24 protein-coding genes are annotated in these 24,523 nt (G+C 54.8%); 19 read left to right on the top strand and 5 right to left on the bottom strand.

What is annotated here, in order from left to right; all coding sequences use genetic code 11:
- The 19 genes from G7Y44_RS08460 to G7Y44_RS08370 form a co-directional block, all read left to right on the top strand.
- A partial coding sequence (locus G7Y44_RS08460) for a VaFE repeat-containing surface-anchored protein (protein WP_165249060.1) occupies positions 1-1,527 on the top strand: 1,527 nt, incomplete at its 5' end.
- Positions 1,517-2,278 carry a class B sortase gene (locus G7Y44_RS08455; RefSeq protein WP_165249058.1) on the top strand — a complete coding sequence of 254 codons (762 nt, stop codon included), beginning with the start codon at positions 1,517-1,519 and terminating at the stop codon, positions 2,276-2,278. The genes G7Y44_RS08460 and G7Y44_RS08455, both read left to right, overlap by 11 nt.
- Before the next feature lie 109 nt (positions 2,279-2,387).
- Complete coding sequence (locus G7Y44_RS08450) at positions 2,388-3,005, top strand: recombinase family protein (protein WP_165249056.1); 618 nt, start codon at positions 2,388-2,390, stop codon at positions 3,003-3,005.
- 326 nt (positions 3,006-3,331) lie between these two features.
- Positions 3,332-3,907 (top strand): hypothetical protein, encoded by a 576-nt coding sequence (locus tag G7Y44_RS08445; RefSeq protein ID WP_165249054.1) that lies wholly within the window; start codon positions 3,332-3,334, stop codon positions 3,905-3,907.
- Between the two features lie 9 nt (positions 3,908-3,916).
- The gene (nusG, locus tag G7Y44_RS08440; RefSeq protein WP_165249052.1) at positions 3,917-4,444 is read left to right on the top strand and encodes a transcription termination/antitermination protein NusG; all 528 of its coding nucleotides are present in this window, start codon (positions 3,917-3,919) and stop codon (positions 4,442-4,444) included.
- A 68-nt stretch (positions 4,445-4,512) separates the two neighbouring features.
- A complete protein-coding gene (locus G7Y44_RS08435; protein WP_241159232.1) occupies positions 4,513-5,343 on the top strand; it encodes a sugar transferase in 831 nt (276 codons plus the stop codon).
- The gene (locus G7Y44_RS08430) at positions 5,344-6,114 is read left to right on the top strand and encodes a WecB/TagA/CpsF family glycosyltransferase (protein ID WP_165249050.1); all 771 of its coding nucleotides are present in this window, start codon (positions 5,344-5,346) and stop codon (positions 6,112-6,114) included.
- The gene (locus G7Y44_RS08425; protein ID WP_165249048.1) at positions 6,111-7,214 is read left to right on the top strand and encodes a glycosyltransferase family 2 protein; all 1,104 of its coding nucleotides are present in this window, start codon (positions 6,111-6,113) and stop codon (positions 7,212-7,214) included. Before G7Y44_RS08430 ends, G7Y44_RS08425 begins: the two co-directional genes overlap by 4 nt.
- Positions 7,207-8,535: a hypothetical protein gene (locus G7Y44_RS08420; RefSeq protein ID WP_165249046.1), complete on the top strand. Its 1,329-nt coding sequence runs from the start codon at positions 7,207-7,209 to the stop codon at positions 8,533-8,535. Before G7Y44_RS08425 ends, G7Y44_RS08420 begins: the two co-directional genes overlap by 8 nt.
- Positions 8,536-9,238: 703 nt before the next feature.
- Complete coding sequence (locus G7Y44_RS08415; RefSeq protein ID WP_165249044.1) at positions 9,239-9,685, top strand: glycosyltransferase family 4 protein; 447 nt, start codon at positions 9,239-9,241, stop codon at positions 9,683-9,685.
- A 2-nt stretch (positions 9,686-9,687) separates the two neighbouring features.
- On the top strand, positions 9,688-10,950 hold the full coding sequence (locus G7Y44_RS08410) for a polysaccharide pyruvyl transferase family protein (protein WP_165249042.1): 1,263 nt from the start codon (positions 9,688-9,690) through the stop codon (positions 10,948-10,950).
- Positions 10,951-10,969: 19 nt separating this feature from the next.
- On the top strand, positions 10,970-11,602 hold the full coding sequence (locus tag G7Y44_RS08405; RefSeq protein WP_206214444.1) for an acyltransferase: 633 nt from the start codon (positions 10,970-10,972) through the stop codon (positions 11,600-11,602).
- On the top strand, positions 11,593-12,777 hold the full coding sequence (locus tag G7Y44_RS08400; RefSeq protein WP_165249040.1) for a Coenzyme F420 hydrogenase/dehydrogenase, beta subunit C-terminal domain: 1,185 nt from the start codon (positions 11,593-11,595) through the stop codon (positions 12,775-12,777). Before G7Y44_RS08405 ends, G7Y44_RS08400 begins: the two co-directional genes overlap by 10 nt.
- Before the next feature lie 4 nt (positions 12,778-12,781).
- Entirely contained in the window at positions 12,782-14,239 is a 1,458-nt protein-coding gene (locus G7Y44_RS08395; protein ID WP_165249038.1) for an oligosaccharide flippase family protein, read from the top strand.
- Positions 14,236-15,042, top strand: coding sequence for an SDR family NAD(P)-dependent oxidoreductase (locus tag G7Y44_RS08390; protein WP_165249036.1), 807 nt, complete (start codon positions 14,236-14,238; stop codon positions 15,040-15,042). The genes G7Y44_RS08395 and G7Y44_RS08390 overlap by 4 nt, the downstream gene beginning before the upstream one ends.
- The gene (locus G7Y44_RS08385) at positions 15,021-16,046 is read left to right on the top strand and encodes a hypothetical protein (protein ID WP_165249034.1); all 1,026 of its coding nucleotides are present in this window, start codon (positions 15,021-15,023) and stop codon (positions 16,044-16,046) included. The genes G7Y44_RS08390 and G7Y44_RS08385 overlap by 22 nt, the downstream gene beginning before the upstream one ends.
- Before the next feature lie 18 nt (positions 16,047-16,064).
- Positions 16,065-17,171, top strand: a complete 1,107-nt coding sequence (gene wecB / locus G7Y44_RS08380; protein WP_206214443.1) for a non-hydrolyzing UDP-N-acetylglucosamine 2-epimerase — start codon at positions 16,065-16,067, stop codon at positions 17,169-17,171.
- 488 nt (positions 17,172-17,659) lie between these two features.
- Positions 17,660-19,216 (top strand): IS21 family transposase, encoded by a 1,557-nt coding sequence (gene istA / locus G7Y44_RS08375; RefSeq protein ID WP_165249032.1) that lies wholly within the window; start codon positions 17,660-17,662, stop codon positions 19,214-19,216.
- 2 nt (positions 19,217-19,218) lie between these two features.
- The gene (locus tag G7Y44_RS08370) at positions 19,219-19,962 is read left to right on the top strand and encodes an ATP-binding protein (RefSeq protein ID WP_165249030.1); all 744 of its coding nucleotides are present in this window, start codon (positions 19,219-19,221) and stop codon (positions 19,960-19,962) included.
- Positions 19,963-20,141: 179 nt separating this feature from the next.
- Here the strand turns inward: G7Y44_RS08370 and G7Y44_RS08365 are convergent, their stop codons facing one another.
- From G7Y44_RS08365 to G7Y44_RS08345, 5 genes are all read right to left on the bottom strand, one after another.
- Positions 20,142-21,056 carry an ORF6N domain-containing protein gene (locus tag G7Y44_RS08365; protein WP_206214442.1) on the bottom strand — a complete coding sequence of 305 codons (915 nt, stop codon included), beginning with the start codon at positions 21,054-21,056 and terminating at the stop codon, positions 20,142-20,144.
- 116 nt (positions 21,057-21,172) lie between these two features.
- Complete coding sequence (locus G7Y44_RS08360; protein ID WP_165249028.1) at positions 21,173-21,841, bottom strand: hypothetical protein; 669 nt, start codon at positions 21,839-21,841, stop codon at positions 21,173-21,175.
- A gap of 76 nt (positions 21,842-21,917) precedes the next feature.
- On the bottom strand, positions 21,918-22,487 hold the full coding sequence (locus G7Y44_RS08355; RefSeq protein ID WP_165249026.1) for a hypothetical protein: 570 nt from the start codon (positions 22,485-22,487) through the stop codon (positions 21,918-21,920).
- A complete protein-coding gene (locus G7Y44_RS08350; protein ID WP_165249024.1) occupies positions 22,484-23,719 on the bottom strand; it encodes a relaxase/mobilization nuclease domain-containing protein in 1,236 nt (411 codons plus the stop codon). The genes G7Y44_RS08355 and G7Y44_RS08350 overlap by 4 nt, the downstream gene beginning before the upstream one ends.
- Before the next feature lie 2 nt (positions 23,720-23,721).
- Entirely contained in the window at positions 23,722-24,141 is a 420-nt protein-coding gene (locus G7Y44_RS08345) for a plasmid mobilization protein (protein ID WP_165249022.1), read from the bottom strand.
- Positions 24,142-24,523: the final 382 nt, after the last annotated feature.

The raw sequence follows: 24,523 nt of genomic DNA, 5'->3' as shown, positions 1-24,523 counted from the left end.
GAGGGCATGATATCGCTTGCCTATGCCAAGCACGGAAGCTATCACATCCAAGAGGTTGAGGCACCCGAAGGTTATGCCATCACCGACCTTGACGAGGAAGGAAGCGCTCGTGTCATCGACTTTACGGTAAACGACCAAGGCATGATCGAGTGGGATGAGACAGAGTCTATGGCTCAGACCCATGTGTTTGAGCTTGAGAACACACCAAAGACCATGAAGACCACGGCAACAGATGCAGAGTCGGGTACCCACGAGGGCCAAGCGCGGGATGAGCTTGCCATTGTAGACACAATCGAATACACCGGTCTTATTCCGGGTAACGTCTACACGGCATCAGGCACACTCATGGACAAGGCCACCGGTGCGCCCGCACTTGACGATGAGGGCAACGAGATCACCGCTTCTACCACCTTCACCGCAGAAGAATCCTGCGGAACGGTCGAGGTGACCTTCACGTTCGCAGGCACAAGCCTTGCGGGTAAGTCGCTCGTGGCGTTTGAGACCATGCTCTTCGAAGACGCCGAGTATATGGTGCACGCCGACATTGACGACGTTGACCAGACGGTCGCCATCGTTGACATCGCTACCCAGGCACGTGACGGCATCACGAATACAAGCGAAGGAGCCGCCACGAAAGACGGCAAGCTCATCGACACTGTTGCCTATACAGGCCTTACCCCCGGACATGAGTACCGCATCTTTACCACCCTCATGGACAAGTCTACAAACACTGCTCTTACAGGCGATGACGGGCTTCCGAAGGTGGGTACTACCGTGTTCACACCGAATACTCCTGACGGAACCGTGGACGTCACGGTCGACATCGACACGACCAAGCTTGCGGGCACGTCGGTTGTCTTCTTCGAGAAGCTCACCGACAAGGATGAGAGCATCATCGCCACACACGAAGACATCAACGACGAAGGTCAGACAGTGAGCTTTCCGTCCATCCACACGACAGCAGCAGACGGCGCTGACGGCGACAAGAACGTGATCGCCAATGACAAGGCCAAAATCGTAGACACAGTGTCTTACGAAAACCTCGCCGTCGGCAAGGAGTACGTCGTAACCGGCACCCTTATGGACAAGGCCACAGGCGAGCCGCTAAAGGACGCCCAGGGCAAAGAAATCACAGCGTCTTCCGTGTTCACGCCCGAGCAGCCCGACGGCGAAGTCGAGGTCACTTTCGAGTTCGACGCCACGGGACTTGAGGAAAAGACCGCCGTTGTATTCGAAACGCTCGTAAAGGATGGCATTGAGGTTGCAACCCATGCAGATATTAATGATGAGGCCCAGACGGTAAACATCGTGTCCGATGAGCCCACGCCTGAGCCAGAACCCGTACCTGGGCAAACGCCTGAGCCTGAGGCTTCCGGCAAGGGATATCCCAAGACCGGCGCCGTCGTCACAGCGTGCGCCGTCGGGGCAAGCGCATGCGCACTTGTTGCGTTTAGCTTAGCAGGGGGCACAAGCGCGTTCCTAAGGCGACGTGAGCGCAGCGAAGCGGAACCCTCCGATGAGAAGTAGGCGCACACGCAGCGCTAAGTGTGGAGGCGGGTGTTTTTCCCGCCTCCACGGCATCGTCGCGCGCTTTTTCTTGAGTGTCGCGGTGGCGTGTCTTCTCGCCTTCGCACTCTGGCAAACGCTCCCACCTGACGCCAGTCCCGCGCCCGCAAGGCAGCCCGACGTAGAAGCAGGAACCGAACCTGGGGGCGAGCAGCCCTGCCCAATCGACTGGGATGCGCTTCCAGAGTCAATCGTCGCATGGGTGGAGGTGCCTGGGACAACCATCGATGAGCCCATAGCGCAGGCGACACCGGACTGCCCGAACAGATACCTCTACGAGGACGCATTAGGGCAGGGTGCATACGGCACCCCGTATATCGACTGCGAGTGCACGGTGGACTCCCCATTCGCCATGGTCTACGGTCACAACTTAAGCGACGGCACGGTCTTTGCCGACTTCGCAAACTTTATCGACGAGACATACGCGCGGCAGCACGAGGTCATCTACGTGCACACACGCACAGATGGCGGATGCTATGAGCTCAAGGTCAGGGCAGTTGACGTGGTCGACGCACGCCAAGAGATGCTGCGCACGAGCTTCGCCACAGATGAGGATCGCGTCGCATACGTCGAAGGTGCCATAACCCGAAGCGATCTGGTGCTCGACGGGGGTGTGAGCACAAGTGATGTGGTCTGGGCCTTTGCGACCTGCAGCGATCAGACGGGAAATTATCGCACCGTCGTGTACGCATCCACATCTCAACCTGCTTAATTAAGAGATACGACAGCACCGCACGAGGCGAGCCAAGCACCCCGTGCGCCCCATGTGGTGCTGAGTATCGCTTTCTGCGATCGCGATGCGACATATGAAGGAGGCATCCATGTCAAACGCAACCTACGGGTACGCCCGCGTATCCTCCAAAGACCAAAACCTAGACAGGCAGCTCGATGCTCTTCTGGCCTTCCCGATTGATAAGTCAAACGTGTTCGCAGACAAGGCAAGCGGCAAGGACTTCGAGCGGCCAGAGTATAAGCGTCTCATGGATGTGATGGAGCCGGGTGACGTGATGGTCGTCAAAAGCATCGACCGGTTGGGGCGCAACTACGACGAGATCATAGATGAGTGGAGAAACATCACAAAGCACATGGGATGCGCGATCGTGGTGCTCGACATGCCACTGCTTGACACCCGGGAGTCCAAGGAAAACGTCACGGGCGTGTTCATCGCTGATATCGTGCTACAGCTTTTGAGCTACGTCGCGCAGATGGAGCGCGAAAACATTCGCCAGCGCCAGGCTGAAGGAATTGCTTCGGCGAAGGCGCGCGGCGTGCGGTTCGGGCGTCCGAGCAAGAAGAAGCCTACGAGCTATAAGGCGACAAGGCAGGCATACTTGGAGGGGCACATCACACGTGCTGAGGCGGCCGGGAGACTGAAGGTGAGCCTGAGCACGTTTGACAAGTGGCTGCGCGAAGAGCGCAAGGATAAGGCCGAAAGCTAGCGGCACATGACAACCGCCGCTGAAAAACAAATCCTTAGAAACAATTGAATAAGACCTGTTCAGACCACGTTTTCAACGTCTGAAAAAGTACACCTTTTCACTCACCGACAATGTCGTGAATTATACACGTCTTTTGGCGGATTATACACGTCTCTTGAAATGTTTACCCTGTTCACACGGTTTTCATTACCGTTTTTCGTTTACTGGTACCCCTAATTTTTAAGTGTACTTTTCCAACACCCTCACCGGCAAGAGGCGCAGATCGCCGCCTTTAACAGGCCGCGGTCGCGTCTTGTCTTGACCAAAAGTAGGCAAGGGGGGTGGATATGACCAAACAACCTGCGGAAACGCTGACTCTCGGAGGAATGCCGGTTGGCAGACGCACGCCTCGCGGCACCAGACGCTGGTATGTGGTCCACGCCCCTGGGTGCGAGCAGGCCACCTGCGAGAAGGTGCGCAAGCTCATGCCTCCTGACCTGCTGGAGGACGCATTCGTGATGCGCAAAGAGCGCTGGCGCAAATACCACGGTACATGGAGCCTCTACCCGGTTCCGATGTATCACGAGTACTTCTTCGTCGTGACGAAGGACGTGCTCACCTTAGACAAGGAGCTTGCCAAGCTCTCCTTCCCTGCGCGCATAGCGAAGGCCGACGCCGGTAAGCACTTCGCGCCGCTCTCCGCAGCCGCGCAGGAGTGGTACGAGGGCGTTCTCGACACAGAGCGTGTCATCCGCACGAGCACCGCCGTCATTGAGGACGGCGTGCTGCATGTGCAATCGGGCCCGCTTGTCGGCCAGGAGGATCGTGTGGTCAAGGTGAACCGCCACAAGCGCTTCTGCTTCGTAGATGTGGACGGAGGGTTTGCCGAGTGTGTGCCCATGGACGTGCCGTTCAAGAGCTAGGGGGCGCTCATGTGGTTTGCGATCAACGTGAAACCAGGCTGTGAGGAGCAAGCGCTCACCCTTTTGCAGAAGCGTGCGCTTTCCGACGGCCTTGAGGAGCTGTTCGTGCCGCGAGCCGAAGTGGGCTTGCCGCGCGAAGGCTCGGATCCGCCGCAGGAACCCTTAGCTCCGGGATTGCTCGTGGCCGTGGCACCTGGAAGGCGCGAGGTACGCGCGGCCCTGCGCCACGCGCGCGGCATCGACGAGCTGCTGCAAGACGGCCCCAGCGCTGCGGAGATGAAGCCGGGTGAGGTCGCGCTTCTAGGTGAACTCACGCGCCCAGGACACCGCACCGTCGGTTTCTCGGAGGGACACGTCGGCACGGGCGGTGCGATCACGGTGACGAGCGGGCCGCTTTGCGGCCGCGAAAACCTGATCCGCCGCGTAAGGAACCGAGGCAAGCGCGCCTACGTGCGCATGAGCGTGGCCGGACAAGAGGTGGAGGCTCAAGTGGGTCTGCGCGTCACCTGCCAGCGGAGCACTACCAAGCGGCAATGACGTAGGGAAACGAACCGGGATTATTGCGCGCTCAAGAGGGCGCTCAGGATGAAGGAAAGGAAGCAGGGTTGGCAAGCAGCATGGTCAACGGAGTAGCAGATGCTCTCTGCATGGAACCTGCAGAGGGTTTTGCAGCAGCCGAGGAATCGGCCGAGCGTTTGTTTCGGGCCGACGCCCTTTCTGTATCTGTTGAATGCTCTGCCAACATGACTGACGCTGAGGCTGCCTCTGTACTCGCGACAACGAACTCCGGTATCCGCCCCGACCTGTCGCGTTACGGTTATCGCGCCGTCAAACGTGCCTTCGATATCGCGGCGTCGGGCGCGGCCATTTTGGTGCTGTTGGTGCCGGGTCTCGTGATGTGCGCCGTCATCTGTATTAAGTCGCCCGGTGCGAGTCCTTTTTATAGTCAACTGCGTGTGGGGCGCCTGCGGAAAGACGGCACTTACAAGCTCTTCCGTATGTGGAAGTTCAGGAGCATGGTGCCCAACGCTGATCAGATGCTCGACGATCTTCAAGACAAGAACGAGGCCGATGGCCCGCTGTTTAAGATAAAGGATGACCCCCGTATCATCCCTAACATTGGGCACTTCATTCGTAAACACTCCCTCGACGAGCTCCCTCAACTGGTCAACGTCTTTTTGGGCGATATGAGTCTCATCGGTCCTCGCCCGGGGCTGCCCAATGAAGTTGTCCAATACAACGTACGAGCCAAACAGCGCTTAACCGTGAAGCCCGGTTGCGGAGGTGCTTGGCAGGTTAAGGGCCGTTCCGATGTTGGCTTTGATGACATGGTCACACTCGATCTTAGATACATAGATAAACGTTCTACGCGACATGATTTGGATCTTATTTTCAGTACCATTCGCGCAATGCTCACCGGAGAGGGGGCGGCATAGATGGCAGGTCTTTACTCCGATCTCCCGCAGCGAGTCAAGGTACTTGGTGTGCCGATAGATCCTTGGTCCATGGCTCAGACCGTTGAAGCTTGTGATCGTATAGTGCGTGAGGGATGCTTTGCGCACCTTATGGGAGTAAACGCAGACAAACTATTACAGATGCGTGACGACCCTTGGATGGATGCCTGCGTACGTCGCTGTGAGGTAGTGAACGCAGACGGTGCATCTATGGTAATGGCTGCCGAAAGACTTGGAGTTGACGTACCGGAGCGTGTAGCTGGAGTTGATCTAATGTGGGAGCTGTGCGCTCTCGCTGAGAAGGCGGGGTATCCCATTTATCTCCTGGGGGCCAAGTCTGAGATTGTGGCTAAGGCGGTTGACGTATTGCGGGAGAAGTACCCGAAACTTAATGTTTGCGGCCTCCGTGATGGCTACTTCAAAGAAGACGAGTTAGATTCAGTGTATGACGAGGTGTCTGCCTTGCGTCCGGCGATTGTGTTCGTAGGTATTACGAGTCCTAAGAAAGAACAATTAATAGAAGGCTTCCGCGAGCTTGGGGTTTCTGGGGCTTACGTGGGTGTAGGGGGAGCTTTTGATGTAGTGTCGGGCAATATCCCGCGCGCACCAGTATGGATGCAGAAGGCGCGACTCGAATGGCTTTTCCGTATGTTTCAGGAACCACGAAGGCTCGTGAAAAGGTATGTGGTGGGTAATGCCCGCTTCTTCCGTATCTTACGCGCGGAGGAGAAGCGGGCTAGGAGGGGTCTATGAACTTGGTTTCGGGCGCTGCAGCCTCTTCACAAACAACCTCTGAAGTTGCGTCTGTTGTTCGCAGGGATGCGGATGATCTCCCTCTCATTTCCATTGTAGTGGCTATCTATAATGTTGAAGGCTATCTCAACGATTGCGTACGTAGCATTATTTCCCAGTCATATGCGAATCTTGATATCGTACTTGTAGATGATGGTTCAACAGATTCATCGGGCGATATGTGTGATCGATTTGCCCTACAAGATCCGCGCGTGCGCGTTGTGCATAAGGTTAACGGAGGGCTCTCTGATGCCCGAAACGCTGGGCTTTCTGTTGTGCACGGTGACTACGTCGCATTCGTCGATGGAGATGATTTTGTCTCCCGATACTATATCGATGAACTCGCTAAACCGATCTTTGAAGGCGGCTGCGATCTGTCCGCATGCGACTCAATAGAAATAAGTAGTGCAGATTATTATGATTTCTCAAATCATTCCAGATCTACTTATTTGACCTATTATACCGAGGAAGCACTCGTTGAGATGCTTCTCGGGAGGGTATTTAGTGTCTCCGCCTGTGGCAAGCTCGCACCGACGATACTATGGTCGGCTCATCCCTTTCCGACTGGAAAAGTCTACGAAGACCTTTTCCTGATGCCCGATATTTTTGCTTCAGCTTCCAAGGTAGCTAAAATACAGGCTCCCCTGTATGGGCAACTCATGCGAAGTGGCTCCATCACGAGAGAACGCCATATTTCAGTCAGGCAGTACCGCGACTACCACGATGCTTTACTACGTAACGAGAAACGTTTTTCTGAGCATGCGTCCTCAAAAGTGAGGGATGCCTGTTTAGCTAGAGAACAGGTTGAGTGTGCTCGCATGGCACGAATTTATCGTTCTGTTGAAGAGCGTGACGATACGAGCAAGGAAATATATCTCGACGTTATCAGAAGGCTACGTAGTAGCAGTTGCTTTTCGAACTCTTTTGATCTCTCAATTGTGGACTGGATCTCAATAACCCTTACTAGATACTCGCCCTTTCTTGGACGGATCGCATTTCGCTTATTCCAAAAAACAAAAGTTCTTCGTTCCTCTATGCTAAGAAGGAGGACGGATGACTAGAAAGATTACCACGCGACGTGGGGTCGGTGTCGTGGGGGATCTCAGGATCGTTGATCTAGCAGGTGCTTTACTGTTCGCTCTACTTCTTGTCGAAAACTGCCTTCAGAGCAAAGTCTGGGGACCTGCAGCCTACATAGATGAGCTTTCTGCTCTCATCTTTGCTTTTCTTGCGCTAAGGAAGATAGTTGGTGGACATAGCTCTCTTTGGTTGTCACTTGAAGACAAGTTGCTTATTGCTGGCTGCTTTTTTCTTATGGGCATTGGGTTTCTTGGGAATGTTGTCAGTTCTTTTCAGAGTGTTTGGAGCGCGGTTGCCATAGATTTCTTTACCTGCTTGAAGTTTTTCATCGCCTTTCTTTCTCTGAAGATTCTGAATGACCATGGCGTCTCGCATACACTTTTATCTCTTTGTGTCGGAATTGGTAAGGCCTATATCATCGTCATGATGATTTGTCTGGTGGCGGACCAGGTAGTCGGCATTGGCATGACAACCGAAACTCGATTTGGAATCAGAAATTTCGTATTCTTTTTCGCTCACCCCAGCAACTTCTCCGCCTCAATTGTCGGCCTGCTTGCCTTATTGATGATGGATAGACGCAGTAATCGATTCTATATTGTCTGCTGTTTCATCCTTCTTTTTTTTACGACTCGTTACAAGGCAATTGCCTTTGCTGGAATCATACTTGTTACCTTGTTTGTATTCAGCAGGACCAACAGAATAACTGTTAGCTTCGTTTTTCTTGCTCTGATCTGCGCTGTCGTGCTTGCTGCCGATCAAATTACTACGTACTACTTCTCCGGCAATGAAACTGCTAGAGCAGCCCTTCTTGACAGATCTATGAGTATTGCCAACTGGTTATTTCCCCTTGGTTCCGGCTTTGGGACATACGGTTGTGAGGTTAGCAAGACTGCCTACACATCGCTATATTACTTGTTCGGATTGAATCTAATTTATGGACTTACTCCTTCCGATCCCGCTTATTTAGCCGATATGTTTTGGCCTACGGTTATTGCACAATTTGGTTGGATCGGCTTCGCCACTTATCTTGTTATGGTCATAGTTTTTGTAAAGGGAGTGGCTTCTGATGCCAGACGTTCAAAGTGCTTTTTCTGGGCAGCTATGGCTATACCAATTTATCTTCTTGTTACAAGTACGTCCGAGCCTTCTTTCTTCTCTTCTTATGCTGTGTACCTAGCTTTTTGCCTTGTTCTTGTAGCACGTGGTCATCTCGGAGTCTCGCTGCAGGAACTGGATGCCTCCATAGATGAACGGAGACTTAGAGGAGACATTAGGCCAGCCATAAAACTGTTGAAGGATTAACAAGATGAGTACTATCTTTGTCGTTGCAACTGACGGAAACATCGAAACCTTACCTCCAGCAATTACTGTCTGCGGAGCTCTGCTTAACTTGGGTCATTGTGTTGTCTTGGCTTGTCGCAATGTTGCTGGGATTCCAGCCGAACTATCTAGCTGCAGTGAATTCTCTTCTTTCGAGCTTGGGCCTAGAGGAGACTCCAAGATCAGCCGCATGAAGAGCGATTCTGATACCCAAAGGAAGTTGCAGCGTATCCTGCGCGGTAGACAGAAGTTCGACGTTGTGTGGACAGTGACCGAATGTTCAGCGAGAGACTGCGGGTGTGATCTATTTGAGTTCAGGCATGTTATGCAGCTGTTGGAGCTTTCAACCTCTGCACCACCGCGACTCGGTCATAATGACGCCTTTCCTCTTAAAGCTGACTACGTTTTGGAACTTGCCCGCCAAGCTTACCGTGTTGTTGTTCCCGAGTACAACAGATCTTTTATACAGCAGGCTTGGTGGCGCCTTTCTAGAAGACCTGCGGTCCTACCTAACAAGCCTTTCCTCCAAGGCGACGAAACGTCATTAACAAGGGAGTACGCCGACTCGCTCTCTCGACTTTGTAAGGAGCGCAGACGTGTTTTACTCTATCAGGGTGTTATTTCCCCAGACAGGGATTTCTCAGGATGTATCGACGCAGTTGAGATGTTGGGCAAGGACTACGTCTTGTACCTGATGGGACTGAGGGATGACGAGAGCGGAAGGGCACTTCGCGAGAAGATCGTAGGTAGTAACAGTATTGTTCTCGTTGAGTTTGTGCCGGCTCCCCAACACCTCGTCTTTACCAAACATGCCCACATTGGCCTTCTTCCTTATCAGCCTGCTTTCGCTGGCAGACAGTCGCCGCTCAATGCGCTTTACTGTGCTCCAAACAAGATATGGGAATACTCGCGTTTCGGTCTTCCTATGATTGGTTCTGATGTTCCTGGTCTTACTTCGGTTTTTACGCAGGTGGGCTTGGGCGTAACTTGTAACATCAATGATCCGGGCTCCATCGTCGAGGCGGTGCGTCAAATCGAGGCTGACTATGGTGGCTATTCCAAGCGCAGTAGAGCATATTTCGATTCCGTGAACATCGTCGAGATTGTTCGCAAAATATTGAAGGGGGATTAGATATGTTGGACACCAATAGCGCCCCCATTCTTTCTCTGTATGGAGTTGGAGGTCTCTATAACTACGGCTGCGAGGCTATCGTGCGCGGAACGGCGATCATTCTGCGGCACGCTGTGCCAGGTGCACAAATCCGATATATCACTCCTCTCCCAGAGGACGATGCGCGCCGTATAACAGACACAGATGTCGAGGTCGCACAACTTCGAACCGGCAAGCGCGGCATACCCTTAAAAGTCGTTAACAAGATCGCACGGGCTGTGTGCATCCCCTTTGACTCGACGAGAGTAGACTACGATTCCATTCTCGAAGGCGCAGACGCTCTCGTCTCTATCGGCGGTGACATCTACACCATCCCGGTCCACCTGCGTGAACATGGTAGGTATCCGTACTTCAACTCGCTCGTCCGGGCAGGCGAGGTCGCACGGCAGCGCGGTATCACGGAAGTCGTCATCGGGGCATCCGTCGGTCCTTTCGGCGACTACAAGCCCGCCGTGGACTACTACGCCGATCATCTGCGAAACATTGACCTTGTCTGTTGTCGCGAAAGACGCAGTGTGAAGTATCTCGAATCCATCGGAGTGAGTGAGAATGTTTGCCTGATGCCCGATCCGGCATTCTTCGTAACCGACGGGAGCGAGGGTCTCCACTATTGGGATAGCGCCAAATACTTGGGGATAAATCTCAGCCCGCTCTCGTTGCACGAATTATACGGAGGCGTCTCAGATTTGGATGTGGCGCGACTAGCCTCGCTTGTTGCCTCTCTCATGGATCAGACAAAACTACCCGCTCTTTTAATTCCTCATGTTGTTTCGCCTTGCAAGGAAGACAATGACTTGCTTTTTTTGCGACGAATATACAACGCCATGGATAACGCGCATTGTGCTCGCGCCGAGATAGTGGAGCCAAAGGGATTTCTCGATGCAAAACGCATGCTCCGATGCTGTCGCCTCGTGGTGGCAGCGCGCATGCACTGCGCCGTGAACGCCATGTGTGAGGGCGTGCCGACCATCTTGCTCTCCTACAGCCAGAAGGCGCAGGGGATGTGCGAGTTCGTTTACGGATCGGATCGCTGGGTTCTCCCGCTGATTGGAGCTGATGAGAAGCTGCCCGGCAAACTCGTTGAGCTTCAGGGGGAATCGATCAAGGTTCACGAGAGTCTTGTTTCTCGGATATCGCAAATAAGATCGACGCTGAAAACGACTAGCGGTTTTATGCAGCTGGAACATGTTCTTCTGAGTCAAAAGACAAATTCTGCTCGGCAGTAGAAAGCTGGGATTAGATATAATGAAAGATTTCAATAGAAAAGTTCATATGGCGCTGCGCATCGCGTACTTAAGCTTTCTGTGCTTATGCATGAACCCGGCCGCAAAAGGTGTTGTCATACCTTTTGCGGGGTCTCGAATTCGCATGGCGCGAGGATCAGAGATCCAAGTTAACGAAGGAGCGAAGCTATTCATCAATACCAATTGCGTCAGTCGAGGTGAGAGGAAGTCCACTATCAGATTGGACAAAGGAGCGAGGGTGAGAGCGCTTGGCAGCTTCTCATTCTTCTATGATGCCGATGTCGTTGTGTTTCCGGGAGGCGAGCTCACCCTCGGAAGCGGTTACATCAACTCAAACTGCAAGATTCGTTGCGCCAAATCGATAAACATAGGGAAAGAGGTCGCCATCTCACATGACGTGACGATTATGGACTCCGACCATCATTCGATTTGCGGCCAACCGGTCGCTGCAAGACCGGTTGTAATCGGCGATCACGTATGGATTGGAACCCGATCGACTATTCTCAAGGGCGTTACCGTCGGTGAAGGATCGATAGTCGCGGCGGGGGCGCTTGTCACCAAAGACATACCGCCCAACTCGCTGGTCGCAGGCGTCCCCGCAAAGGTAATCAAGGAGGGAGTCTGGTGGGATTGAGAAGACCGCATGTGGGAAAGACGGTAAATGCGACGGATTGCACAGGATGCGCGGCCTGCCACAGCATCTGTCCGGCGAATGCGGTTTCCATGCAACCGGATAAGAAAGGCTTCCTCTGTCCTTGTGTTGATGAGAACGCGTGCGTCTCGTGTGGAAAGTGCGTGCAGTCATGCCCCGTCATGTCATCATCGCCAGACTCGGTCCTGACGCCGGTTATGCATGCATACGCTGCATATTCAAGAAATGAAGATACTCGTTACCTAAGCACTTCGGGGGGTTTGTTCACCGAGCTTGCAACCGTAGTGCTTCTCGAAGGAGGAGCGGTATTCGGTGCGGCGTACGACAAGGACAACCAGATAGCCCATATGCTTGTCGAGGATATAGGTGATCTTCCGCGGCTTCGGCAGTCGAAGTATGCCCAAAGCAACAAAAAGGGCACCTATCTCGAAGCAAGGCGCCTTCTTGATGCCGGTCGCAAGGTTTTGTACGCTGCAGCTCCGTGTGAGATAGCCGCGTTGAAGACATTGGTTGGCGATCCAGCGAACCTCTTTACTGTTGATTTCCTTTGTCTAGGGTGCAACTCGCCCCTTGTTTATCGCAAGTACCTCGAATCATTGGAGAGACGCGCTGGTAGCCGTGTGGCGAAGGTTTGGTTCAAGAACAAGGAGATTAGCTGGAATCAATTCTCGACGAGGGTCGACTTCGACAACGGAAGCGTTTATCGCGAGGATAGAGACACCGACGGGTTCATGCGGGGATACATCGTCCATCCTCTCTACGTACGCGAATGCTGCGAACACTGTCACTTCAAGGGCACGCCTCATGGCAGCGACGTGACCCTGGGTGATTTCTGGGGCGTCGAGAGGATCCTTCCTGACATTGATACCTCACATGGAGTCTCCGTTGTGTTCGCTAACACGGCGCGAGGAGTTGGACTGTTCGAGGGTGTCGCCTCTCGTCTCGTCTGGAATGAGGTGCCCTTTGAGCAAACGCTGACACGCGCCAACATGAATGCTTTGACTCGCTGCGTGAAGCTAGACTCACGCTCCGAGCGATTCTACGCCGATCTCGTGGCTCATGGTTTCGACTACGCCATTCGAAGAAACGCCTCTGATCCATTCCTTTTGAGGGCGAAGAGACTGATTCGCAAGATCTTAAGCAGAGGGGGCGTTTAGCTTAATGGGGGGCATTGCGCGAGTAGGCTCTGCGCTCGGATACAATATAGCCGGGCTTTGCGCGAGCAAAGGAGCTGTTTTCATAGCCCAGGTGCTTGCCTCCCGCATCTTGGGCGCAACACTTTATGGCCAGGCAAGCATAGTGGTCAATACCACAGCGGTGTTTGCAACCATGGCTGCTTTGGGACTGGGGGTTCTGACGACCCGCTTTGCTGCTGAGCTAAGAGACAGCGACAAAGATCGCCTCAATCGAATACTCGGCATGTCGGCTGCTGTAGGGCTTGTTTCGTCCGTGTCCTTTGCCGGCGTTCTTTTCGCGGCGGCGGATGCGATCGCGCAATCCCAGCTCGGATCCTCGTCGATGGCTCCCTACTTAAGAGTAGCTGCGGTAACGCTCGCGTTTTCCACGTACAACGGAATCCAGAGGGGAACACTCGTTGGCTTGGAGCGCTTTCGGCAGGTGATGACGGTTGACATCGTTTCAGGGATGGCGAACATTATATTTTGTCCCGTTGCGGCTATTCTTTGGGGAGTGGACGGCTACATCGTGGCACTTGCTGTTGTTGCCGTGGTCACCAACCTGGCGTACTGGGTTTCTGTTAGGAGGGGACTGAGGCGCTTTAGTTTAAGGTTCGACCTTAAAGGTGCGAAAAGCGAGCTGCGACTGCTGGGCTCCTTCGCTCTGCCGACGATGCTTGCGGGCGTTCTAGTCGGTCCGGTGAACTGGGTCTGCGGCGTCCTTCTTATCAACTTGCCTGCAGGTTATGCCGAGTACGGCCTCTACTCTGCCGCCTTCCAGTGGAGAACGATGGTCACCACCGTTCTTGGAGCATTCGGAAACGCGATGCTTCCTATTCTTATTGCCGCCAAGGATTCGGATGAAAGCATCGAGAGGCTCAGCATGTTAACTGAGTGGATCGTTGCAATAGTAATATCTGCGCTCATTGTTCCGTTTTCTGGTGTGCTGACTGTTCTGTACGGCGAAACATATGACGCAAAGAGCTTCTCCGACTGCATGACAGCGCTTATGGCTTCGTGCGTGGTCGGATCATATCTCAATGGGGTCAATCGAAAAGTGATCCAAAGGCAGAAGATGTGGACAGCCTTCGTGGGCAATCTGATCTGGGCGATAGCGACGATCTTTTGCACGGTTGCGTTCTTGAGTCTCGGCGCTGTCGGCTTGGCATGCGCTGTTCTTGCGGGCTATGCCATCATGCTCACGTTCATGCTCGCTGTGCTCTATTATCAAGGCGCGTTCGATATGGGCATGCTCTTCAACGTGCGGGTCGGTTCTGTGTGGGTGCTTCTCGTCGCCTGGATGGCGCTGTCATTTCTGGCCGACTCGGTGGCGCTGAAGCTCCTTGCGAGTTCCGTTTTACTGATCGGCGTCGTTAAGGCTTTTGATTTGGTCAGGCTGGCGAGGAAGCTGCTATCGGCGATACTGGACAGGAGGACTCTATGATTGAAATACTGAAAAAGGTTAAAGACGTGTTGGCAAGGCAGCCTGTCTACGCAAACGTCAACGTTCTCTCAGCAGACGCGAGGCTGCAAGGGCGGTCTGCACTTGTAACCGGCGCGACGAGCGGAATTGGCCTGGCGATTGCCGAAAGACTCAGCGACGAGGGAGCGGTCGTGCATGTGACGGGAAGAAACGCCTCGAAGCTCGCAGAGTTGGGCGAGAGGGGATTTGTCGCACATCAGCTAGACGTTCGAGATCGAGCGGCCATTGCGCGTGTTATGGAGGACGTGTTCTCTCAGGATACTCCTGATATCTTGGTCAACAATGCTGGAGTGTATAGATGTCCCTCGTTTCTTGATTGCTCGGAAGCGGTGTGGGATGAGGTGGTGGACTCGAACCTCAAAGGAACTTTCTTCGTAGCTCAGGAGTTTTGTAGGCGAGTTATGAAGCGAGGGTGTGAAGGCACCGTCATCAACATTGCTTCGAACACGGGGCTTATGGGGGCGTGGTCGTGCTATGCGGTCTCCAAGCATGGCATTTGCGGCTTGACGCAGGGCCTTGGCAAAGAACTTCTCAAGGAGGGCATCACTGTGAACGCTATAGCGCCAGGACCTGTTGCCACTCCCCTCAATGGGAGATCCTCGGAAAGCGAGCTGGGGTATCCACCAGCGTCTGACGGAAGGATGGCCGTTGCCGAGGAAATCGCCGATCTTTCTGTGTGGCTCGTTTCGCCTGCAGCTCGCCATATGACGGGTCAGGTCATTGCATTGGACGGAGGCGAGTCATGCTCGTTGATGCGCTGCTAGTCGTTTTAATCGTCGCGATGGCTCTCGTCGCATGTGTCTTTGCGGCGAATGCGAGATACCTCGGAACGAACCACTGGAAGCTCAAGGTCTCGCAGCTGGAGAAATATATCGAAGAGGTGCCGAGGGGGCTGACCGTGGCCAATCTCGGCTCCGCGCATGCACGCGAAGCGTTCGACTACGAGGTTGCGGGGGTCAAAGGCTTCAACTTCGCGCTCAAGTCGCAGACCCTTTCGTATGATCTTGCGATACTTCGCCGGTATTCGGACAGATTCGCGACTGGTGCCATCGTGATCGTTGCCATTGCCCCGCTATTGTTTGCTGTGCTTCACTACCCGGGGCAGAACAACCGAATGTACTACCACTTTCTGCCTTGTGAGGACATTAGGGAATACAGCCCCTTGGTTGCGTTTCAGGAGCGTATGCTGCCTGTCCTGTCATCGAAAAGGGCTCTGTTCTCTGTTGTGAGGGATGTTTCCACGACAATGCCAGTTCATCAATGCATGAGTGAAGAGGAGCGGGAAGAGGAAGCCATTTGTATGGAACAGGCATGGTGCCGAAACTTCGGCCTAAAGAATCTGAAAGATGCTGCTCCTGCCGCGAGAATGGCGTCTGAGTTCGAAGCCAACCGGAAGAACCTACGAAAGATCGTCGAGCAAATTAGGGCAATCGGTGCCATGCCCGCTCTGGTTATACCGCCGATGACGAATGTGATGCTCGATCGCTTCTCGGACGCGTTCCTCAAGGCCTTCATGTACGACAACATCGTCGAATCTGGTGTAGATGCGCCTGTTCTCGACTATTTGCGCGACGAACGCTTTGTTGAAAGGCACGAATTATTCTTCGACTCCGAATTCTTGAACGCGACCGGATCTAGCGAGTTTACTCATATCGTTCTTAAAGATCTGGAAACTGTGTCGATTGCTGGTCAGAAACAATCTGCGAAGCAGGGATTGCGCAGCGACAGCACCAAGGAGGGTGGTTTTGATAATGCGAATGATTGCTGAACGTTAGAGAGGTTTCGGATGTGCAAAATCAAGATAATGCTCGTCTTCGGGACGCGTCCAGAGGCGATAAAGATGTGTCCACTCGTAAAGGAGCTTAAGAGTAGATCCGATGAGTTTGAAACGATCGTCTGCGTGACAGGTCAGCACCGTGAGATGCTCGACCAGGTGTTACGGGTCTTCAATGTCGTGCCAGATCATGACTTGTCAATTATGAGGCCTGGGCAGACACTCTTCGATGTGACCTGCGACGTACTGTTGAAGATCAAGGATGTGCTTGAGAGCGAGAGGCCGGATGGCGTGCTTGTGCACGGGGATACAACGACCTCGTTCGCTGCGGCTCTCGCGGCGTTCTATCTACAAATCCCCATAGGGCACGTGGAGGCAGGCCTACGCACACGTGACCTATATAGCCCCTGGCCCGAGGAGTTCAACCGGCAGGCAGTGGACGTGGCGTCCCGCTGGTACTTTGCGCCCACGGAGACCTCGCGCCAGAACCTGCTTGACGAGGCCAAGCCCGTGGAGCACATTTTCGTTACCGGCAATACTGGCATCGACGCATTGCGTACCACGGTGCGCGACGGCTACTCTCACCCTGAACTCGATTGGGCTGCTGGAAGTCGTCTCTTCCTTATAACGGCTCATCGCCGCGAGAACTTGGGTGAGCCGATGCACCGTATGTTCCGTGCAATCCGGCGTGTTATGGAAGAGCACCCCGACACGAAGGCGATTTATCCCATACACATGAACCCGCTTGTTCGCAAAGCCGCGCACGAGGAGTTGGATGGCTTCGACCGCTTGCGCATCATTGAGCCTCTGGAAGTCGTGGACTTTCACAACTTCATGGCGAGATCGCACCTCATCCTCACCGACTCGGGCGGCATTCAGGAGGAAGCTCCCTCGCTCGGCAAGCCCGTGCTCGTCATGCGCGACAACACCGAGCGCCCCGAGGGCGTGGCGGCAGGCACGCTGCGCCTGGTCGGCACCGAGGAGACGACTATCTACCGAGAGTTCTCGCTTTTGCTGGACGATCGCACCGCTTACGAGTCGATGTCGCATGCATCCAACCCCTACGGCGACGGGCACGCAAGCGAACGCATAGCCGATGTGCTCGCAAAGGAACTGTAAAGGAGCCACCCCATATACAACTAGGACCAGTCCCAGTTAGGTGGATCGGCTCTTACAAAACTTCGGAGGTTTTTCATCAACAAGTACAGTGGCATCAAAGCCCTGCTGTGGCAAACACCTTATCAACAAACCCAAGATGGGAGGTCGAAGCTGTCACAGCATATAGCGCTATGTCGAATTGCCGCGTTAGGAAACGCGGCAACGCCTGCCAAGCCGGTTGAACTCCCGTCGAACCGAAAGAATGGCCGCATTTAATACCACCACCACATGTCCCAAGCACGACGGCTTGCTGGGATTATAAGTAGGGGATGAATATTACGCGCCAATCGGTGCGTGATTCCACGGCGCATCGGTGCGCCGTTCCATGATCTGTCGGTGTACACCGATGCATTTTCCCAGCCCGGCGATGCCGGGCTTTTTTCCTTTCTAGAATCGATCGCAGAGACGCAATGGGCGTCTCTTAGGCCATCGAGAGAAAGGGAATCACAATGGTCAAGTACAGAGAGATCCTGCGATTAAGGTCGATGGGGGTGAGCCAGTACAACACTGCCCATTCATGCGGATGTGCACAGTCGACTGTGCAGGAGGTCGAGAAGCGAGCGCGCGCAAATGGGTTGTCGTGGCCGCTGCCTGAGGAAATGGACGATGCGGCGATACGAACAAGACTCTACCCGAAAGCCGAATCCCGCTCGTCAAAGCACCCGATCGATCACGAGAAGGTAGACGCCGAACTCATGCGTCGGGGCATGACGCTTACGCTTTGCTGGAACGAGTATTGCGAGGAGGCTATCGCCTCAGGTGGCGAACCCTACCAATACTCGGCGTTTTGTCAGCGGCAACGCAAATGGGCCGAGGAAAACGCCTTCACGATGCGCGTTGGCTGTAAATGCGGTGAGAAGATAGAAGTTGATTGGGCTGGTGACCGCGCGGAGTACTATGACCCAGACACGGGTCTGGCCAGAAAAGCGTGGGTATTTGTCGCATGCCTGCCGTGGTCGCAGTACATATTCGCCGAAGCCTTCCCCAACATGGGCGAGGAATCGTGGGTGACAGCGCATGTGCACGCATTCTCATTCTTCGGTGGCTCAACGCCAATACTGGTTCCAGATAATTGCAAGACCAGCGTAACTAAAAACACGCTTAACGAGCTCATCATAAATGAGCAGTACCGCCGCATGGCCGAACACTACGGATGCGCGGTGGTACCTGCCCGCCCTAGGCGTCCGCGCGACAAAGGGTCTGTGGAAGCTGCTGTCGGCCTTGTCGAGCGCCAGGCGATGGCGCCTCTGCGCAATCGGGTCTTTTTGTCGCTCGATGAGCTTAACACGGCGCTTTCTGCCAAGATTGCGGCCATAAACGCACGCCCGTTCCAGAAGCGCGATGGCAGCAGGAAAAGCGAGTATCTCGGCCAGGAGAAGGACTCACTCATCCCACTGCCGGCGCACCCGTACAGAATCGTCGTGCACAAGTCCGCCACCGTACAGTTTAACTATCACGTGTCCTTCGAGGGTATGTTCTACTCGGTGCCGTTTACGTGCCTGAGAAAGAAGGCTGACATATCCGCGACATCTACCGCCGTCGTTATCGCTGTCGATGGCGAGCGTGTGGCGACCCATCCACGTCTCCACGGCGCTAAGGGTCAGTACTCCACCAACCCCGAGCACATGCCTGATGCGCACCGTGACTTTGCCGAGTGGAATGGCGACAGGTTCCGCAGGTGGGCTGCAGAGAAAGGACCTTCAGTTGCCGCTGTCGTCGACGCGATGCTGCGCTCAAGGACAGTTGAGCAGCAGGCCTATCGTACCTGCCGGGCTTTGCTCGACTTAGGACGACGCCATGGGGATGGGATTCTAGAGGAAGCGTGCGCAAAGGCGCTCGAGTACTCGCGCAACCCCAGCTACAAGACGGTAAAGACCATAGCGTCAAAGCTCGCAGCCGAAAACACCGATGAATCGGATGTTCATGCCTACCTGCGCGGTAGCGACTACTACGACAGTACCGACACCACCCAAAAGACGGAAAACGAAGATAGCAAGGAGGAATAGTCATGGTGGCGATGCAATCGACGATAGACAAGCTGTTCGAGATGAGGATGACAACGATGGCAAGGACCTACCGCGACCTCGGGGATGCGCCGGGCACAACGGAGATGGACTTCGACGAGCGCCTTGCGATGATCGTCGATGCCGAGTGGGATGCGCGTCGCGTCAACAGACGCATGCGTCTTCTGCGGCAGGCTGCGTTCTCCGCGCCTGACGCCAACGTCGCAAACATCCGCTACGACCCCGACCGCAAGCTCGACCGCGACCGCATCGTTGAACTGGCGGGGTGCGGCTGGGTGCGGGATGCCCGCAACGTCGTGGTGACAGGAGCGACCGGTGCTGGAAAAACTTGGGTCGGGTGTGCCCTTGGCGTTGCTGCATGCAATGCATTTTACAGCGTGCGATATGTACGCTTGCCCGAGATGCTTGACGATCTTTGCGTCAAAAAGGACGAAGAATGGATCAAGGTGAAAAAGAAATACGTGAAGTGTGATTTATTGATAATCGATGATTGGATGTTGGAGCCTCTCAAGGAAGGCGAGGCCCGCGAGGTGCTCGAGATCGTCGAGGCGCGCAACATGCGGGGATCCATAATGCTATGCTCCCAGTTTGGAGCAGGCGGCTGGGCAAAGAAGCTTGGAGGTGATGCCATCGCCGAGGCGATAGTAGATCGCATTGTTCACAACTCCTATGTCATCCATATCGAGGGCGACGAATCAATGCGCAAGCGTATGAGCAATATTGGCTAACTGCAAGCCAAGATAACGGAATCACAGGTGTGGGTGTGGTCATGCGGCTCGCCCGCACCGATTTTGCGCGCAAGCGCGCACCGACGCGCCGTGGAACGGCGCACCGACGAACCATGGAACACCACACCGGAAAAAACGTAATACGCAGGGGATTTACGCTTTCGATGCGCTACACCAGATCAGAACTCCTCTTCAAGCTTACTCAAAAGAGTTCCTTTTATTTCATCGTCATTAAGAAGTGCAAGAGCAAAAGTCTTTTTTCCGGCATCCTTGAGAGAAGCACCGACATGATAGACGGTCTCGTCGTCGATGATCAGAAACCTGTCATGAAAGTCGCTGGTCCTACAAACTTGCAACGTCCCGTATTGGGATTCGAATACGTTCACATCCGACGCGGCGAGGATCGCAGACGGATAAGTTACCAGTCGGCACTCAACGCCATCCCTCTTCTTCGAAAGTATGTTCAGCGTCTTCTCGTCAACGTAACCATCGACCACAGTTACGCTCTTCTCTGCAGTTTTAACCAAGTCGGTGAGCAGCATGAAAGCATCGAGCACTTCACCCTTGAAAAAGACCTTCTGGCTCGGCAGAGCATGGGCATCAAGATAGCCGAAGACCCTGTCGAACCGCTCGTCGGTGCTCTGCTGGTATTCGAGTTGCCTGTGTTCGATCGTTGCCATACGGTCAAGAAGGGTGGCGTTGTTCGCGATGAACTTCCTCATCTCAACGAAGGCTCTCATGATGCCAACGCTTACTTGGATCGCCTTTTGGCTGTTTAGCAGCCCGGAAAGCATAGCGATTCCCTGCTCGGTGTAGGCATAAGGTATATAGCGCCTGCCACCACGTCCGCCCTCGGTATCGTTTGAGGTGACAATTTGGCACCTCAAACTTGCGTATTCCTCTTTTTTCAACTGGAAGCGAAAATCCTCGGGGAATCTGTCAGCGTGTCTATTCGCAACCCTGTTGAGGTACTTCGTCTCAACTTCATACAGAAACGCAAGATCAGAGTCGATAATTACCTGCTGGTTTCTTAAGACGTGGATAAAACGTCCTGGATTCTCTCCAACTTGCACTTCTAAGACATCTTCTGACACGGAAGCACCTTTCTTAAGCAGAAATAAAGAGGAAGTATAGGAACATTATCCTCTATGACCGTGGACTCAGAAACAACGATTGCCGAATAATCGACGATTTCTCGGGCTCTTCGGATCTATTCCCAATGGCCGCCGATTACCTTGGTTTCCCAATGGCCTTCTGCTGCATGGTTCACGGTGTTGTAACCGGTGACGATCTGCTTGACCTCACTGTGATGCCCGGAGCCTTCTCCGGCGAGCATGTGCGCCTTGCCATGCGTCGATGTGTTGCCCGTGACATCAGCGCCGCACACGTTGCAGATCGAGACCTCCTTGGTACCGTAAATCGGAACCTGTTCGATCCAAGCTGCCTTGTCCTCAACCCAGACCTTCTCGGTATCCTCGACCCACTTCCTCTGAGGCTGCGGCGGGGTGGGACACTCCCCACTTTCCGAAGTGTTCTCGCCTGGAGACAGAGCCACATCTTTCGCCTGTGCGGTTGCGCTCTGAGAAGCTGGCTGTGCTTCGGCTACGATCGGTTCAGCCGCTGCCACAGAGGCGTTCTCTCCGCTCGCGTCAACATCCGGAGTCTCCTCCCGAGCACCATCATCAACAGCCGAAACCCCCTTATCACCGGTCTCGTTGGTCTCTTGCGCGACAGGGTTTGCCGCTACAACCTCGTTCGAGTCGGTATCGCTTGCAGCTGTTCCAGTTGAGCATGCTGAGAGCGCGGCCAAAAAGGCCACGACCACAACGACAACAACAGCAACACCGATGCAAACACCGCGCACCTTCCTGCTCTTCATCGAATCGAAAACTCTCTTCATCTCCATCACTCCCTACATGAACCGAAACACTGCCTTGATGAGCCAGCGAACAAAGCTACCAGCCAACCTCATCGAGATCACCCCATTTCTCTTCCTCGTCGTCTTCTTCCGCTTCACTCGCAAGCTTCGCCGCCACGAGCTTCGACACAACGCTCCTCGGCACTCCAGGGACGCAGGGCTCGGCCTCGTCGGTGAGCTTTCGCAGATACGAGTACAGCTCGCAGATTCGCTCGTGTAAGCCCTTCGATGACGAGCCGATGCACTCGTAGGCCTTCTCGTCGAAGCTCTGAAGGTCGATGAGCTCTCCGAGCACACGCTTCACGACCGCCTCGCCATCGACCACGACAAGTTCGACATGCTCAAGCTCTGCGGCCGATGCAAGCAAGAAGCGCCAGCCTTTGGTACGTCTGGCAACGGGAACGTCGTCTTCGGCGGCATCCTTCTTAAAGGTTTCGTCTGTGCGGTAGCTGTGTGCGGTGAGCCAGAGTCCGTCGAATCCCATGTCGTCGAATCGCACCTCGAAGTTGGTGAGCATGTTCTGCTTTCCCAAGGGAAGCGCTGACGTGAACGTGGACGTGTCGAAGACGTCGAGGCGCTTGTCGTCGTAGGTTATCTTCACGATCATCTCTCGCCCCTCTCCCTGTAGCGCACACGCTCCGCTTCCTGGGTGCGTTGGCGCTGCTGTGCGTTGCCCTGGTTGCCGCGCCTTCGGGTGGACACGGGCTCGGCTGGGTCGCAACGGTCACGCCTCGTCATGAGGCCGTTGTCCGTCACGTAAGCCCGCGCTTCCGTGAGCCTCCTGAACCCTTCGGTACCCTCGTGCCCGCGCCGGGCCAGAGTCGCAAGCCTGCGGTCGAAGTCCTCCAGGTATCGGACGTCGAACTTGGCACAGGTTTCGAGCACAGCCGAAAGGCGGCTTAAGTCCTGCAGGTCGTTGAGCTCAACCGCCTCAACAGCCCTGTGCCTGATCTCCCTGCCCGTCCTTGGCTCAGGCTGGTACGAAACCTGTCGCTCGAAGCGGCTTTTCAGCATCTGCTTTCCGAAGGTGTAGCCGAGCCTCTCGCCCGACACCCTTCTCGTCGGCTGGTCGGCTAACGCGAATATCCAATCGTCGCGCCTGGCGCTTCGCGAGTTGTCGGAGACCTCGATGCCAAGACGCCCGAGCGCCTCCATGAAGTCAGCCTCGCTTCGCGACGTGTTCTTGGCAAGGGCCACCCGCGCGCGGATGTCACCGACCCACGAGTAGCTGCCCTCGCGCATAAGCTCGCGCTCGGCTCGGCCGAAGTACACGGCCTGGCGGCTTCGAGGGTGCGCCTCGCCATGGTCTCGCTCACCGCGCTTGGGCATCACGTTCGAGAGACCTGTTAGCCCTCGCTTGCGCGCCATGTCCTGCAGGTCGCGGTTGAGGTCTTCGGGGTGGTCGGTATGAAGCCTTCGCTCCGTCACGAGGTCCACGTTGTTCACGACGATGTGCGCATGCGGTATGCGGCCCTCGTTGTCGTCGTGGTAGACGATGGCTATCTCGTGGTTGCCGAAGTGCTTCTTCGCCCAGGCTTGCGAAAGCTCGCGAAGCTCTGGCATATCGATGCTGTCATCGGGGTCGGGCGATATGACGAAGTGCTTGAAGGTTCTGGCTCGCATCCCTCTCCACGGCTCGTCTGTTCCATATGCCCTTCTTGTCGCGTCCATCTCGGCGTCCCACTCAACATCAAGCGCCTTGCCACCGCGATCCTCGACCGTCCATTCCTCGAAGGGCAGGTTCAAGAAATCGCGTCCCAGGGCACGGCCGCCCTTCTCAAGGTAGTTGCGGATGCCGCCTGTTCCGCCATGCCCGGATATGACCTTCAAGATGGGCATGGTCAGTCCTCGACGAGCTGCTTGGCCTGAAGCTCGGCGATCTCGTAGACGATTCGCTGAGCGTTGTTGTTCACATCCAAAAGCGTACACTCGATGCTCTCAGCCTTGCCGTCAAGGATGTCAGAGGTGGCCTTTCCGTGCGCGATGTAGTAGTTGATGGAGTTCATCGCGTGCACGGCCTGGTTGTAGTGATACCCCCAGCGCGTGAGCTCCTTTGAGATCCTGCGCAACGACTTTTTGTCGAGGACGATGCACGGCACGACATCGGCCTGCTCGCCTTCGGTGACTATCGGTATGCGGATGAGATAGCGAAGGTATTTCGACTGGGAGAGCTGCGCCTCGCGGCAACGCTTTGCGAGTCTTTGGTAATCGTCCTCCGCGAGGCGAAAGCTCAAGGTGTGGGTCTTGTTGTTGGCTGCCATGGTATTTCTCTCCTAACCACCGAATGTTCTCAATCAGGGGCGCGGGGACTCCCCCGCCGGGTGATGAGCCTCGGATTTCGCCTGCGAGATTCGAGGCTCATCACCCGCATTCCCCGCGCTCCCCGGAGCCGAGCCTCCAAAATTGCTCGGCGACATAACGGTTCGAACGCCTGCGGGGAACAAGTGCCATGGCGATGGAATGAAAATGTAATACGCCATGGGCTACTTGCTGGGTTTCGCGTCTGAGCGCCTATGGCATCCAAGTTGGGTACTTATCCCAAGAATTGCGTTCTGGGCGCTTAGCCGCCGTGTTGGAGGGAGAGTGTTGAGATTCATATGCGAGCATGGAGTCGCCTCGTTCCTTGCGTCTTCGCCGCATCTC

Source organism: Adlercreutzia sp. ZJ141 (assembly GCF_011038965.1).
GTDB lineage: Bacteria > Actinomycetota > Coriobacteriia > Coriobacteriales > Eggerthellaceae > ZJ141.
Note: the sequence above shows the minus strand (reverse complement) of the source record. Positions and strands in the feature narration are given on the sequence as shown.